General features: G+C 70.3%; 14 protein-coding genes. 5 read left to right on the forward strand and 9 right to left on the reverse strand.

Annotated features, from left to right (window positions below):
• Positions 1 to 2 precede the first annotated feature (2 nt).
• Both ACFSKW_RS46070 and ACFSKW_RS46075 read left to right on the forward strand, forming a co-directional pair.
• Positions 3 to 893: a hypothetical protein gene (locus ACFSKW_RS46070; protein WP_379580946.1), complete on the forward strand. Its 891-nt coding sequence runs from the start codon at positions 3 to 5 to the stop codon at positions 891 to 893.
• Between the two features lie 328 nt (positions 894 to 1,221).
• Entirely contained in the window at positions 1,222 to 1,725 is a 504-nt protein-coding gene (locus tag ACFSKW_RS46075) for a KOW domain-containing RNA-binding protein (RefSeq protein ID WP_379580947.1), read from the forward strand.
• Positions 1,726 to 2,420: 695 nt separating this feature from the next.
• Here the strand turns inward: ACFSKW_RS46075 and ACFSKW_RS46080 are convergent.
• The 3 genes from ACFSKW_RS46080 to ACFSKW_RS46090 all read right to left on the reverse strand — a co-directional run bounded on the left by ACFSKW_RS46080 (position 2,421) and on the right by ACFSKW_RS46090 (position 4,909).
• Complete coding sequence (locus tag ACFSKW_RS46080) at positions 2,421 to 3,287, reverse strand: alpha/beta fold hydrolase (protein ID WP_379580948.1); 867 nt, start codon at positions 3,285 to 3,287, stop codon at positions 2,421 to 2,423.
• A 336-nt stretch (positions 3,288 to 3,623) separates the two neighbouring features.
• A complete protein-coding gene (locus ACFSKW_RS46085) occupies positions 3,624 to 3,965 on the reverse strand; it encodes a hypothetical protein (RefSeq protein WP_379580949.1) in 342 nt (113 codons plus the stop codon).
• 731 nt (positions 3,966 to 4,696) lie between these two features.
• Positions 4,697 to 4,909 carry a hypothetical protein gene (locus tag ACFSKW_RS46090; protein ID WP_379580950.1) on the reverse strand — a complete coding sequence of 71 codons (213 nt, stop codon included), beginning with the start codon at positions 4,907 to 4,909 and terminating at the stop codon, positions 4,697 to 4,699.
• A 188-nt stretch (positions 4,910 to 5,097) separates the two neighbouring features.
• Between ACFSKW_RS46090 and ACFSKW_RS46095 the strand changes: the two genes are divergently transcribed.
• Positions 5,098 to 5,271 (forward strand): hypothetical protein, encoded by a 174-nt coding sequence (locus ACFSKW_RS46095; protein WP_379580951.1) that lies wholly within the window; start codon positions 5,098 to 5,100, stop codon positions 5,269 to 5,271.
• 52 nt (positions 5,272 to 5,323) lie between these two features.
• On the opposite strand, the gene ACFSKW_RS46100 is transcribed toward ACFSKW_RS46095, so the two are convergent.
• On the reverse strand, positions 5,324 to 5,788 hold the full coding sequence (locus ACFSKW_RS46100) for a luciferase domain-containing protein (protein WP_379580952.1): 465 nt from the start codon (positions 5,786 to 5,788) through the stop codon (positions 5,324 to 5,326).
• Positions 5,789 to 5,837: 49 nt separating this feature from the next.
• Here ACFSKW_RS46100 and ACFSKW_RS46105 point away from each other — a divergent pair, with 49 nt between their 5' ends.
• The gene (locus ACFSKW_RS46105) at positions 5,838 to 6,053 is read left to right on the forward strand and encodes a hypothetical protein (protein WP_379580953.1); all 216 of its coding nucleotides are present in this window, start codon (positions 5,838 to 5,840) and stop codon (positions 6,051 to 6,053) included.
• A 119-nt stretch (positions 6,054 to 6,172) separates the two neighbouring features.
• Here the strand turns inward: ACFSKW_RS46105 and ACFSKW_RS46110 are convergent, their stop codons facing one another.
• The 4 genes from ACFSKW_RS46110 to ACFSKW_RS46125 all read right to left on the reverse strand — a co-directional run bounded on the left by ACFSKW_RS46110 (position 6,173) and on the right by ACFSKW_RS46125 (position 10,457).
• Entirely contained in the window at positions 6,173 to 6,346 is a 174-nt protein-coding gene (locus ACFSKW_RS46110) for a hypothetical protein (protein ID WP_379580954.1), read from the reverse strand.
• Between the two features lie 14 nt (positions 6,347 to 6,360).
• Entirely contained in the window at positions 6,361 to 8,775 is a 2,415-nt protein-coding gene (locus tag ACFSKW_RS46115) for a DUF4132 domain-containing protein (protein WP_379580955.1), read from the reverse strand.
• 1 nt (position 8,776) lies between these two features.
• Positions 8,777 to 9,169, reverse strand: a complete 393-nt coding sequence (locus ACFSKW_RS46120; protein WP_379580956.1) for a hypothetical protein — start codon at positions 9,167 to 9,169, stop codon at positions 8,777 to 8,779.
• Between the two features lie 97 nt (positions 9,170 to 9,266).
• Positions 9,267 to 10,457, reverse strand: coding sequence for an NAD(P)/FAD-dependent oxidoreductase (locus ACFSKW_RS46125; RefSeq protein WP_379580957.1), 1,191 nt, complete (start codon positions 10,455 to 10,457; stop codon positions 9,267 to 9,269).
• Positions 10,458 to 10,545: 88 nt separating this feature from the next.
• On the opposite strand from ACFSKW_RS46125, the gene ACFSKW_RS46130 reads away from it, so the two are divergent.
• Positions 10,546 to 13,080 (forward strand): helix-turn-helix transcriptional regulator, encoded by a 2,535-nt coding sequence (locus tag ACFSKW_RS46130; protein WP_379580958.1) that lies wholly within the window; start codon positions 10,546 to 10,548, stop codon positions 13,078 to 13,080.
• A gap of 14 nt (positions 13,081 to 13,094) precedes the next feature.
• Here the strand turns inward: ACFSKW_RS46130 and ACFSKW_RS46135 are convergent, their stop codons facing one another.
• The gene (locus ACFSKW_RS46135; RefSeq protein ID WP_379580980.1) at positions 13,095 to 13,991 is read right to left on the reverse strand and encodes an aminoglycoside phosphotransferase family protein; all 897 of its coding nucleotides are present in this window, start codon (positions 13,989 to 13,991) and stop codon (positions 13,095 to 13,097) included.
• Positions 13,992 to 14,085: the final 94 nt, after the last annotated feature.

Raw genomic sequence — 14,085 nt, forward strand, 5'->3', positions numbered from 1 at the left:
CCATGAAGAACCGTCTCCTGGTCGTCCTCACCGTCGCCGCCGCCGTGATCACCGGGGTCGGTGCGGGCAGCCTCCTGAACAGCCCCGAGCCCTCCTTCTGGGCCCAGCTCCGTAACGGCGGCAGTGCGAACGACGGCGAGTACCTGTTCGACTCGGTGGCCGACATCACCCCGGGAGCCGCCGACTCCGGCGCGTTCAAGGCTGCTGGGGCGCTGGTCCAGGGGTCCATCGTGGGCATCGAGCCGGGCATCGCCTTCGCCTCCGACGACGCGCCGAGCGGCTCGGCCGTCGTGGCCTACGACAGCGCCGACGCCGCGATGCGTTACGCCAGCCTGGTGGTGCGCGTCGACACAGTGCTGGCCGGACGGCTCGGCGAGGGTTACGCCGACGGCAAGATCCGGCTCCAGGTCGAGCACCCGGCCACCAGCACGCTCGCCGAGCTCAAGGAGTCCATCGGTACGGCGGGCACCGGCCTGATGTTCGTGCACAACCTCGCGGAACGGCAGCAGCTCGTCGGCCGCCCGATCACCGACGCGACCCGGCTGGCCTACGCCCGGTCCGTCTACGCACCGATCGGCGAGGGCCTGTTCGTCGAGGAGACGGCGGGCATCCCGGTCATCGCACCGCTCATGGACGGCCAGCGCGCGGCACAGCTGCTGGGGTACACCTACGTCTCCGAGGACCACGAGGCGGAGCCGGCTCCCTCTCCTACCTGCGACGACTTCGACCCTTGCTACACGCCGACGAGCAAGCCCTCGGCGACGGCGACCTCGGTTCCGGCGGGCGGCACCGAGCCGGCCAACACCACGCCGCCGACGCTGACGGCCCTGCGCACGACGCTGGTCGCCGCGGCCTGCGCCGAGGGAACGGCGCTGGACTCCTCCTCCTGCTAGGACCTCATGAGGCGAGCACGCGCGCCGGCGCGTGCAGGGTGGGTCTCCAGGGACGTGCCGGGCGGCGCGGATACGCGCAGCACGGGTTCGCGCAGATCCAGCGGCGCCCGGGCGGGCGGCACGACGGCGACGGTTCTTCTATCTGGACGACACGGACGGGACCTGATCGCGCTGCGCCGTACAACGTCGCAGCTGCTGGGGTTCGCGCTGCAGCTGACGACCGTGGGGTAGATCGGGTTGTTCCTGGAGGGCCCGCTCGCGGTGCCAGCCGAACTTTCTCGGTGGTGCACGACGAGGAGGCCGCGGGCGATGTGGAAATATCGGGCGCATGGTCGAATTCCAGATTGGTCACCGGGTCGTCGTCACGGATGGACCGTTCATGACGCTCGAGGCGACGATCGACGCGTTGGGTGAGACCCCGACCACGGCCAAGGGAACGATCGAGCTCTTCGGAAGGTCCGTGCGAGTCGTACTGTCCGCCGACACCGAATCGAGCGTGAACGCGGTCGTCGATCGCTCGGAGGTGATCGAGAGACATGCAGGAGCGGCCCGGTTCTACAACGTCGTCGGTCGGATCACATCCGGCACTCGGGCGGGGATGTACATCCGGGTCGACAGGTTGACGGACCTGGCCGAGACATCGCAGGACGCTGCGACAGGTGTCATGATCCGCATCGCCGTCGATCCCGGCATGGAGATCGACTGCATCGCGGAGTACGCGGAGGACTGGGCAGACGTGGAAGAGACTCTTCTGCGCGACGGCCATCGCGTCGACTGGAACGGCGCACGCCCCGGCGACTGTGCGTGGCCAGCGGCTCGACCGCCTTCTTGAAGGCGATGATCAGGTGCGGCAGGTTCGTGGTGGGGAGCGCGAGATCCTCGTGCCAGCGGGTCTCGGTCCGGCCGATGTAGACGCCGAGGCTGCCGGCGACGGCGAACCTGCGCACGCCCCAGGTGCGGGCGGCGTCCAGCGCGTTGAGCAGGCCGCTCGTCTCCGTGCGGAAGAAGGCGACCGGGTCCTCGTCGGGGATGCTTCCGGCGAGGTGGACGATGTCGCTGATGTCGTGGCGACCGGCGGGGGCCAGGAAGGCGTCCCGGTCCTGGCCGCCGCCCGCGTCCGCGGCCGGCGCCTGGGATGCCCGCCGGCGCCTGGGATGCCCGCCGGCTATGACCCCGAACAGGTCCGGCACGCCCGCGACCTGCTCACCCGGCCGGAGAACACTGTCTCATCCATCGCCCGCCTACTCGGCGGCAGCCGGTCGCCATCGACAAGTACGTCCCCGAATGTGCGACCGGTCGCGCTGCCGTCCAACAGTCAGCGGCGCGAGCCGAGTTGGAAGCGGGAAGCTGATTCCCGGCCAGGGCCTCTATGGTGGCCGGTGCCACGTTGCTTACCCTTTTGGGAACGTGGCCGTGCCGAGTCCAGGCGCGAACCGCTCGGTCCGCGACGTCGTGGATCGCCTGGAAAGCCCGTGTTCGCCTGCGCTGAGCCTCGGCCCGTGTCCGTCATAGGGGATCGTCGACCCGTCAGCCGGCCCTTCGGGTCTGCCTCTCCACCGCAGTTCGGAGCGCCGCACCGAACTGGTCTGGTGCTTCCAGCCATGGATTGTGCCCCGCGTTCGGGACGATGACGACCTCGCAGTCGAGGCGGGTTCCGAGACGTCGCAGGGCATCCGCTGGGCGGCTGTCGCCGGCCCCGCCGATGATCACCGCGCCGGGCGGCAGGTGCTCGCGAAGTTCGTCGACGTGTGATTCGAGCGGGTCGGCCTTCTTCGCTGCGTTGAGCTGGGTGTTCATCGCGTAGTTGATGGGCCGCAGCGTACGGGCTGATGCCAGCGCCCAATCCCATGCCCGCGTTTGGTCGGCGTGGTCAGTGAACCACGACAGCGTGAGGTAGTCGATCTCCTCGGCGTCTGTACGCGATTCGATCGCATCGAGTTCATCGAGCCTGGTCTGTTGCTCGTCGGTGCGTCGTGCTCGCTGTGTTGTTCGGTTGGCTTCCCGCCATGGATCGAGGAAGGGGCCGGCGATCTGAATCAGTCCGGCCACGCGTTCGGGATGGGCCAGCAGGAAGTAGCCGGCCATATTGGTTCCGAACGAATGCCCCAACAGAACAACCCGGTCGTGTCCCCACGCGTCGAGCAACGACGCCAAGTCGCGAACGTGGCGGCTGATCGTGTGCTCGCCCTCCCAGGGTGATCCGCCGGTGCCACGCTGGTCGTAGCGGTGGACCAGGCACAGGTCGTCGATGATGCCGGCGACCGGGGCGAGATAGTCGGGGACTCCTGGACCGCCGTGCAGCATGACCACGGGAAATCTCTGCGGAATCACCGAGCCCACAGTCCAAGTACGTAGCTGTGCACCGTCATCCAGCTCGATCATGGTCGCGATCATGGACGTGAGTGTAATGCGGTCGGGGTCCGATGAGACGATCCCTCAACGGGCACTCGCCGGGCTGGAAGTGGGAAGCTGATTCCCTGGTTCAGGGCCTATACGGCGGCTGGTGCCATGGTGGTTGACGGCGCCCCGACGCGTCCACGGACACCAGCAGTGACGACAGGGTGAGCACGGCGAGAGCGAGCCGCTGCCGCGGTGAGCGCCCGCCGGACGGCCCATCGGCCCGAGGCGCAGGCTCCGTCCGACCGCGCCCCGGGGAGCACGCGGCCCGAGCAGCCGCCCGCCCCCCGATGGCGCCGCACTCGTCGCACGCCGCGGGACGCAGGGCAGTGATCAGCCCAGCGGCTTGCAGTCCCACATGGTCACGGTCGGCTGCCCCGCCGAGCCGCCGCCGGTCGAGTAAGGGCCGTAGCAGCGTAGTCTCAGGCCGTCCGTGCCACGACTGATGAGCCACCGTTCGCCCGCCCCACCCGAACTGATCCCGACGAAGTCTCCGTCGGCGTCGTGGCAATGGCCATATCCGCTGTATACGTTGCGATCGGGGTTTACGGGGACCTTTGCGATCAAAGGGCAGGTGATGATGTCGCCAGGTGCGGGGGCGGCCGCCGCCGGGCCGGAGGGAACTGCCGCGAGGAGGCCCGCCGCGACCAGAACTGCCAGTGCCGGTGCCTTCATGCACGCAACCTTTCGTTGCTCAGAGTAGAATAGTCATTACTCTTTGTAACCGATAATGGGGTGTGGGAACCCCTTCCTCGCGGCGAAAACACCCTGACCGCGCCCGCACTCTCCGCCTGCGCCCTCCCAGCGATGGCTGCTTGCGGGAGTGGGATGCTCCCTGATCAGTAGAGCCGTGCACCGATGGGGGTGTGGCGGATCGCCGTACTTACGAGACTTGTGGCAGCTCGTCCCGGGCTGAGGATCTCCAGATCCACGACTGGAGGGGGAAGAGCCTGCCTGTGACCACGAGGCGACCTTGAGCTCACGGACGGGACACCCCTGCGTGGTCCATAGGGCCAACCCCGCCGCAAGGGCCTCGGAAACGTCGTCGTGCAGGCTGAGGTCTTCGAGATCCGGGACATGGGCCGTCAGGGCGAAGATCCGGCGATCCAGGTCGGTTGCGGGTACGCCGTAGGGGCCCGTTGACGGCCGTTCCCGCGAAGGTCGGCTCCCGAGATCTTCCTGAGCCCCGCTCCCGCCAAAGCGCCGCTCGGCCGGAATGTAGATCTCAAAAGTGTGCTCGAACGCGAAGAGACGGTGGACCCGCTTCCTGTCCCACAGCAGGTTGTCCAAGGGGGATGAGGACGTCGGAGGATGCTCGGGGAGCGTCCGCGGCCCCTCCAGCGCAGCGGGGTCGGCGTAAGCGGCGCCTCGCCGGTCGGGCACCTGATCACCGCGAGATCGCGGTATCAGTCGCCGCCACCCCCGCCGCCGTCGGAGGAGCCGCTGCCGGAGGAATCGCTGCCGGGGGAATCGCTGTCGTTCCTGTCGTCCGAAGAAGACGCGTCGCCGGAGAACAAGGAGCGCTGGTGATGTGACCCGCTCCGCGAGGAGGAACCTCCGCCGATCATCGCCAGGACGCCCCCGATGACGAAGAGCACAAGCACGGCCACGAATGCCACTGGCATCACTGTGTCGAACATCATCGCCCCCTCTTCTCGCAGCTGTGTGGATCTTCAGCGTAGGGGTGTCGGGTTGGGTCGGACCATGGCGCCCTGCCGTGATTGCCCCGAGGTCGCCGTCGACCCCCGCCGGAGCTGAAGGAGCGGGCCGTAGCGCGTGACTCGGCGGCCGGATCGAGGCGGGGCGGATGGCGCTCATCCGGCCGGCCAATGGGCTGTCGATGTCGGTGTGGTTACCGAAGACGGCGATCGAGGCGTACGGGCCGGCCTCGCCGGAGCAGGAGGCCTTGAATGTGATCCTGCGCCGGTCGGTGCTGCCGATCTACGAGCCGGACCAGGCCGAGCCGAACCACGGTCGGTGACGGGGGAGCAGGCCCGCGCCGCCGCGGCGGAGCGGGTCGAGCGCATGACCGGTTACTCCTTCTCCAGGGACGCCTGCTGCCAGGAGGCGCGCAGGACATCGACGGCGACGGACAGCTCGGCCTCGTCGCGTGGGGCGTAGAACATGACGATCGTGTCCGGCCACTGCGGCCGCAGGCTGATCGGGTGCAGTTCGGCCCAGCCCGCCTCCACCAGCGGTGCGACCATCGGCTTGGGGACGGTGAGGTGCATGAAGCCGGCCTGGTGGATATGGGCGAACTCGTCCCGGCTGGGGTGCAGGAACGCCTCCCACGGCCCGGTCGGCCGGTGCAGGCGCAGCGCAAGCGAGGCGGGCTCGGAGACCTGGCTCGGCCCGGTGAAAACTCCGGGGAGGGCACGGGCCTGCTCGACCAGCGCGTCCCGGACAGGCGCCGGGGAGAACTGGTCAAGCTGGTCGTGCGGGATCTCGCGGCGGGTGGTGACCGGGCGGACCCCGGCTCTGTTCGGGGGATCAAACATGAGTACCGCACCTTCTGTGTGCTGGTTATCTTTTGTGCGCAGGGAGAGCTTGATCCACGATGCCGTCATGACGGAAGAAGGCACTTTGACCTGCCCACGGCACACCGATGTGCGCGTCTCCGAGGACCCCGGCGTCTGTACGCCGATCGCGGCCGCGACCATCTCATCCGCCGCCACCTGCGAGCGCGGGATCACACCGGTCATCGCCCGACGCGGCGTCCAGCACGGTTCCGGGCCGGACGGCATCCGGCGGGTGGTTGAGTGAACCCTGGCCTTGCCGCGTCAGTTCAAACGGCTGCGCGCTGATCTCCATCGGGGCCGCTTGGTCCAGCGTGCGGCGTCATCTGCCAGAGCTGTCTCCGGACCTCATGGTGAAACGACCGGCTAGAGGTCGTAGCCGCCGGAGACCTCGATGTTCTGCGCGGTGATCCAGCGGCCCTCGTCGCTGAGCAGCGTGGCGATGCCCGAGGACGTGGGGCTGCCCGCGGGAGGCAGGCGCCGCGTCCCCGGCGCTGGGGGAGCCGGCCCTTCTCGCCGGTCCTGAGGAGAAGGCCGCATGCGAGGGGATCCGGTCAGCCGTGGATCTGGCGGGTGATGGACGGGTCGGTGATCGTGGTGTCGGCGGCCAACAGGAACGCCTTGGACAGGATGATCGACAGCATGCCGCCGTCCTGCTCGAAGGGCAGGAAGACGGGGTCGCCTGAGCCGCGGGGGACGATGCACAGGTAGGCGTCGTTGGGCTCCATCAGGATGTTGCCCGAGCCGAGGTGGATTCTGTAGGCGCGCAGGTCGCCGCGGACGCGCAGGAAGCGGTCCTCCAGGGTGCAGCGGTCGGCGATGGCCAGGCGGGGCACGAGCCGGGACAGGGCGTCGCGGCGGATCCGGGCGGTCTCGGTGAGGTCGCCGAAGCCGTAGGACTGCCAGTACTCGCCGCTGCCTGTCGGGTCCAGGCCGGTGGAGGTGACGCCGACGGCCAGGTCCGCGTCTCGCAGCGCCTCCGACAGGATGAGCGGGGGAACCTCGGCCAGCGGGACCGGTGAGGGGCCGGCGAGGAAACGGAGGTCGCCGCTGACGCAGATGGAGGCGGTGGTGCCGTAGCCGTCACGTTCGAAGGAGTGCTCGTCCAGGTGGAAGTCCCAGGTGGCGGTGAGGCCGCCGGGCAGGTCTTTGGTGGCGTCGCACCAGTCCGACCCTCCGGCCGCGTCCCAGTGGCCAAGCGACATGCCGGTCCAGCCGCGCTCGGTGAGCAGTGCCTTGGCCTGGCCGTACCGGAGCAGGTGGCCGGAGAAGCGGCGGGAGTGGTCGCGGGTCTCCTCCTCGGCGGGCGTGAGCAGGTAGACCTCGCGGAAGGCCTGCTTGAACGGCTGGCGCAGGCCGTGCTCCATGAGATGGTCGCGCCAGGCGCGGACCTCGTCCGTCGAGTGGGAGATCGGATGCCAGAGGAGGACGGGCGTGTCAGGGCGGGGCTGGATCCGGCGTCCGGCCGGGTCGGTCAGCTCCCAGGTCCCGTCGACGCGGACGGGAAGCCCGGCCGGGCCCTGGAGGATCTCCCAGATCAGGCTCCGGGCGAACGAACCGGTGACCGGGTGGTCGAGGTAGAACTCGCACACGTCGCGCCAGCGCCAGATGCGTTCGGTGGCCAGGGCGCGCTCGATCCGGAAACGCTCGGCGGGCAGCGCCTTCTTCAGCTCCTTGGCCGTGGCCCTGAACTCGGTCAGGACCTCCTTGTGCTCCTCGCGGACCGCTTGGGGGACGGTCTTGCGGACCTTGCCGTCGGCGCCGACGTAGCCCACGAAGCTGTCAAGGCCCAGCCGCAGGCCGTGTTCCGTGCGCGTGCCGTCGAAGCCCAGTCCGAAGGCAGGGACGGTGCGTTCCAGCAACTGCTCGGTCGACAACCCGGTCTGTACGGCCACCGCGTCCAGGGTGCGGCCCACGCGGGCCAGGATGGTCTTCTTGCGGACCTTGGCCTGCACCCGGGCCAGCTGGGCGACCACATCCAGCCCGCCACGCCGGGACAGGACCCCGATGGCGGCGTTCGCCAGCATCTCGCTGCGCGCGTTGGCACCCGAGCCGCCGATGCCGGTGCCGGTGGCCACCGCGAGGTCGCCCAGCAGCGCGGTCACCCACGGCTCGTCGATCAGCTCGCAGGTCCAGACCATGCCCCGGAGCGGTACGGCGGTGCGCTCGCGCAGGAAGACGGTCTCTGTCCACTCGCCGTGAGGGGTGGGGTGCCGGTGCGTGACCTCGCGGTGGGCGAGGACCCGGCCGAGGATGTCTCTGACCAGGCCGGCGGCCTCCGGGGTCAGCAGGTCGGTGGCGCGCAGGGCCCACCTGGGGCTGGGGCCTGACGCGGTGGCGGTGTTCCAGTGCCGCAGCAGGGGCAGGACCTCGGGGCAGGCGAGCCGGGCCGCGTAGTCGTTGATCATCTGGGTGGCGAACGCGTCGTCCTCCCACATGATGTTGCGGACTCTCGCGCCGGGATCGTCGGTCTCCGGTTCGGTGAGCAGCGCCTCGACCGGTTCGCGCAGGACCTTCCACGCGGGCTTCCAGTGCCGGGCGAACCACTTGGGCAGGTGGTTCAGTACGGCACGCCGCTCGGGAAAGGAAAGCAGGGCGGTGGCGGCGAGCGGCAGCCGGTACAGCTCGGCGTAGTTGGTGTGCTGCCAGGTCATCAGTCCGTTGGCCGCCGACCACAGCTGGGTGACCGTCGCCTCGGACAACGCCGGAAGACGGTCGATCACGTCGCGGATGACGGCCAGCCGTCGGTCCTCGTGGTCGCCGCCGCCGTCCCAACCGAGGCTGAGCCGCATCTGCGCCCACAGGGCGAAGAGACGGAGCCGGCTGTCGTCGTACGTCTCGACCTCGAAAGCCCCGTGCGCGGCGAAGGTCGCGTCAAACCGGTCGAAGGTCTCCTTGTGGTCGTTGGCCAGGTACACGAAGTCGTAGTGGTTGCGCAGCGGAGAGTCGGCGAGCAGTTCCCAGTCCATGTCAGCCCCCGACCAAAGGGACGAGCTTGACGAAGGACACCACGGGGTCGGCGGCCAGGTCGATCTCGGTGTCCAGATCCTCGATCTGCCGGTCGCCGACCAGCAGCAGGAAGCCGTTGCGGGCGAACGCGGCCTCGGCGGCGTCGGCCTGCCTCTCCCAGTCCAGCCTGCGGGCGGTCCGCATCCGGTAGCCGTTCAGCTCGGCCTCGGCGTCGGTCGGTCTGACCAGGCCGCGGAAGTGGTGGGAGGGGGCGGCGTTGTGGCGGGCCACCTCCTCGCGCACGCGCAGCCGTACCAGTTCCCTGGCCGAGATCCGCTCGGGCAGGCCGGGGAGAGAGAACTCCTCCAGTGCCCGGCCCGTCGCGGTCTCATCGCGAAACGTTACTGATGCCATCGAACGCCCTGTTCTCGCGAAAGATCATCTGATGGCGTCATTCATAACAGCGGGCGCCGACAGAATCGGTGATGCCGTCCGACGGGGTGGTGACGCGTTACGGACGGATCGCGCCCCACACGGCCCGGAGAAGAGTCCGAGCGCTGACCAACCCGGCCGCGGGAATGGCGCGCATCGAGAACAGGTAGACGCGGCGGGCGAGCTCGCGATCGCGGTAAGCCGCTTTCGTGACCAGTTTCTGCACCGGGTTGGCGGGCCGGGCCAGGGCGTCCCGCCGGCCGATCCGGTCATGCTCCACGATGAATTCGAGCGCCTGACGATAGGCCGCGACGCCGGCTTCGAGGTCCCCGCTGTCGAGCAGCGCCGGAGCCGTCGATTCCACCAGCCATTCGGCGGCACGGAACGCCCAGCCGCAGCCGACGGCCGGTGTGGGATCGCCGGTGATGGCCGCATCCCCCACCAGCACGAGCCCGGGCCTCGGGGCCGGGTCGCGTCTCACGCAGGGGTAGTCGTTCGTCCCGATCACCTTGGACACCCGCTCCGCCGAGGACAGGTCAGGCGCGTCGGGAAGGCAGGCCATGAACCGCTCCAGCGCACCGGCCCGATCGGCCTGGAATTCGGCGAGCCTGGCCTTGGCAGGGAACGCCACCAGCATGTGCAGGTCATGGTCGGTCCGGACGAGTATGCCGACATCCGGGTCGAGTGACCAGATCTGGCTCGCGGCGGGGCCGCGCGGGACGACGCCGCGGTAGTACGCCCACAGTCCGAAGCGCTCGTTGGGCGCCACGTCCTCGGGGACTCCTGCGAGCTGTGCCACCGGCGACCTGTGCCCGTCCGCGCCGACGACGAGCCGCGCCTGAATCTCCTCGTCACCGACGCGCACACCGGTGATCCGCCCGCCCGATTCCAGCAGTCCGGTCACCGTACGGCCGAGCACGAGATCGACGCCGGGCGTGCCGGCCGCGATCGTCCGCAGGAGGGGGTCCAGTTTCTCCCTCCGCAGGCTGATGCACTCGGGGAGACCGGGTTCGGGCACGAACCACCCGGCCGTGGTCCAGCGTGCGATGTCGCCCACGGCCGCGCCCGCGTCGACCATGGCCTCCCAGAGGCCGGTACGCCGCAACATCGGCTGCGTCCCGCCGAGCACGAAGTGCCCGCACAGAACCTTATGTGTCGAGATGGTGCGGTGCTTCTCGATGATCGCGACGCGCAGGCCGGCTCTGCCGTACAGGATGGCGGCGGTGCACCCCGCCACACCGGCGCCCACGATGACAACGTCGTAAGTCATGGGACCACTGTGTGGCGCGCCCGGCGCCATCACATCGGTAGTGGATTACTGCATTCTCGGCCACAGGCATGCGCAGTACCCTGCGGCTATGAATTCCTGGCCGCTGGTGGGCCGCGAGTGCGAGCTCGAACGCCTGGTGGCGGTGATGACCGGACGCGCAGGGTCCGGTCTGGTGGTCACCGGCCCGGCCGGGATCGGCAAGAGCCGGCTGCTCTCCGAGGCCAGATCGAGAGCCGAGGCCGGTGGGGTCGGGGTGAGCTGGGCTTTCGCCACGCCTGGCGGCATCCCGCTGCTGCCCTTCGCGCATCTGCTGCCTCCGCGGGCCGTCGACGGCGAGCTCACACGTACGCTGACGGCGGCGGCCGCCCACATCGCCGGCGGGGGCGCGCTGGTGATCGACGACGCCCACCTGCTCGATCCGGCGTCGGCCGCACTGGCACGGCATCTCGTCGCCGGCGCCATGGTTCCCGTCGTGCTGGCCGTACGCGGCGAAGGGACCGACGAATGGTGGCGTGACCTCGAGCGACTGGCCCTGGAGGGGCTGACTGAAGGCGACACGGCTGAGCTGCTCTCGACGACGCTCGGCGGCCAGGTGGAGTCGACGCTGCCCGCCCACCTGCTGCGACTGAGCGGTGGAAACCCGCTCTTGCTTCGCGAGCTCGTGGAGGCGGCGACCTTCACCGAGGTGGACGGTGTCTGGCGGCTCCTTCGGCCCGTCTTCGCGGACACGAACCTGCCCGCGGCCATCGCCGCCCGTCTCGACCGGCTCGCTCCTGCCGTGCGGGCCGCGGCAGAGCTCGTGGCACTCGCCGAACCGGTCGGCGCGGCGATACTGGAGCATCTCCTCGCCCCCGAGGTGATCGCGGAACTGGAGTCCGAGCGGCTGCTGACCGCGATTCCCGACCGCCGTCGACACCTCGTGGCGCTCGTCCACCCCCTGTACGGCGAGGCGTTGCGAGCGACGCTTCCTCCGCTGCGGGCCCGCGACCACCGCAGGAGGCTCGCCGACGCGGTCGAGGCCGCGGGGGCGCGCAGGCGACGTGACCGGGTCAGGATCGCGGTGTGGCGCGTCGAGGCGGGCGTGGCCGCCGATCCCGCGCTGCTTCGCGAAGCGGCCAGGGAAGCGTCGGAGGCGCTGGACCACCAGCTCGCCGGGCACCTGCTCCAGGCCGCGGTCGATGCCGACGGATCGTTCGAGTCGCGACTGTCGCTCGTCGCCGAGCTGCCCTACCTCGGAGAGGCCGGGCGCGCCCTCGACCTGGCCCGCGCACTCGAGGCGGACGCGCCGGACGACGCGTCGCGCGCCAGGGCGCTCTCGGCGCGGGCGCGCGTCCACCTGATCCGCGGCCAGGTCGGGGAGGCGAGAGACACACTGGCGTCGGCCGCGCTGACGACGGCCGACCCGCGGGCCAGGCTGCGGCTGGAGATCGGCAGGGCCGCCCAGGCGTTCGCGGTCGGGCACATCGACGAGTCGGTGGAGCTCGCGGACCGGATCCTCCGCAGGCACCCGGCGGATCACGAGGTGCTCGCCGTGCTCGCCTTCTCCCAGGTACGCGCCCTCGCGTGCGCGGGACGGACCCGGGACGCCATCGAACTGGCCCGCTTCGCCCTGGACATCATCGACGGGCCGCGCGCCGAGCTCACCCGCATGGCCCTCCTCCAGGCCCTGGCCCTCGACGGCCAGATCGCGCAGGCGATCGACCTTGGTCGCTCTGCCCTGGAGGGAGAGGCGACGGGGACCGCCGCGACGTGGCGTGCCTACTGGGCTCACGATCTCGGGCAGGTGTACCTGCTCTCCGGCCGGCCGGCCACCGCGCGGCGCTGGCTGCGGGAGGCGCTCGCCGTGATGCCCATCCACGGCATCGCGGCCAGTCCGCAGATGTGGGGCCTGGACGCGCTGAGCGAGGCGGAGTCGCTGCTCGGCGACGCGCACCGGGCGGGGAAGGCCATGGAACGGCTGCGGGCCGCCCTTCCAGGAGGACTCGCGGCCCCGCGCCGGAGCGGCTCCGTCTGGCACGCCTACGCCGAGGGCGATCTGACGGCCGCCGTGAACCTGGCCATCAGGCAGGGCGCGGAGCTGGAACAGGTCGGGTCGCTGCTGATGGCCTCCTGGGTGTTGCACGACGCCGCGCGGCTGGGCGCCGCCGTCGCGGTCGTCGACGATCTTCAGCGTCTGGCCTCGTCCAGCCAGAGTGCCCTGCAGGCGCTCATGGCCAGGAACGCCGCCGCCCTGTCCCGGCGGGACGCGGCGGCTCTCGACGACGTCTCCCGCGAGGCCGCGGCGGCCGGCTGCGTGCTGTGGGCCGCCGAGGCGGCGGCGACCGCGAGCCTGATCCACCGGGCCGAAGGCCGCCTCGGGTCGGCGACGGCGTCAGCGACCCGGCTCAACGATCTGTCCGCCGCGTGCGAACGCGCCCGAACCCCGGGCCTGTCCTCATCGCCCGCGATCCTCACCCGCAGGGAGTACGAGGTGGCCGGATTCGCGTCGCGCGGGCTCTCTGACCGGGAGATCGCCGAACGTCTGCACCTTTCGGTGCGGACCGTGCACAGCCACCTGTACCGGATCTATCGCAAGCTGAACATCGAGCATCGGAGCCAGCTTCCCGGCATACTCGCTCCGTAAGGCCGTCCTGGCGCTCAGGAGGGCGGTTCGTCGGCCAGGATGCGCTCCAGGGTGCGTCGGCCCATCCGGCTCATGGCGGGGTTGGTCTCGCGGTAGTACCAGACGAGCCCCATCGCCTGGGCGAAGGCCCACGCCTTGCCCCGCTCCCATTCGAGGTCGTCGCACGCGAGGTCCAGACGGAGCACCCGCCGAGGCCCCGCCTCCAGCAGATGCCAGGCACTCACGAGATCCAGCGCGGGGTCGGCCGGCCCGAAGCCGCCGACGTCGAGAATCCCGGCCAGCCGGCCGGCCGACACGAGCACGTTGCCGGGGATGAGATCGCTGTGGGTCATCACGTCGGCCGCCTCGCGCGGCAGGCTCCGCAGGGCTTCCCACCTGCGGCGAAGCCGGCGAACGTCCAGAAGCCGTTCGCTGTGCTGGAAACAGGTCTCCATCCACGCGTCGTGAGCGTGGAGGTCGCCTCCCCGGCCCTTGCCGGCGAACGTACGGCCACGCGTGTCGATGGCGCGCAGGTCGCCGATGAGGTCGGCCATGTCGTGGGCGAACGCGACTGACGCGCCCGGGTCCTCGTCGGTGGCAACCGCGCCGGGCAGCCATGTCTGCACCGACCACGGCAGCGGGTACCCCGACCCAGGTTCACCGATCGCGACCGGCTCTGGCGTGGGAAACCGCGTGCGGCCCGCCAGCTCGCGGGCCGCCTCCGCTTCGGACTCCAGCCAGCGTCGCGTCGAGTCGACGCCCCCGGACTGGAGGGGGAACCGGGCCGTGAAACGGTCGCCGATGCGGAAGATGGCGTTGACCGTCCCGTGGGCGGCGACGCCCGTGACGGACAGGCTCCGCCACTCGGGAAACTGCTCATCCACCAGCGCGCGCACCGTCTCAGGCGCCACCGTCAGCTGGTCGTCGTGCATCTTCACGCCGGGATCGTCGCGCGGGCCGGCCTGCTACCGCAACGCGTTTTCGGCCGCGTGGGCGGCTGCGCGCCATGCCGCCGTGGCGAGCCTG

It is taken from the genome of Nonomuraea mangrovi, assembly GCF_042681425.1.
Classification (GTDB): Bacteria; Actinomycetota; Actinomycetes; order Streptosporangiales; family Streptosporangiaceae; genus Nonomuraea; species Nonomuraea mangrovi.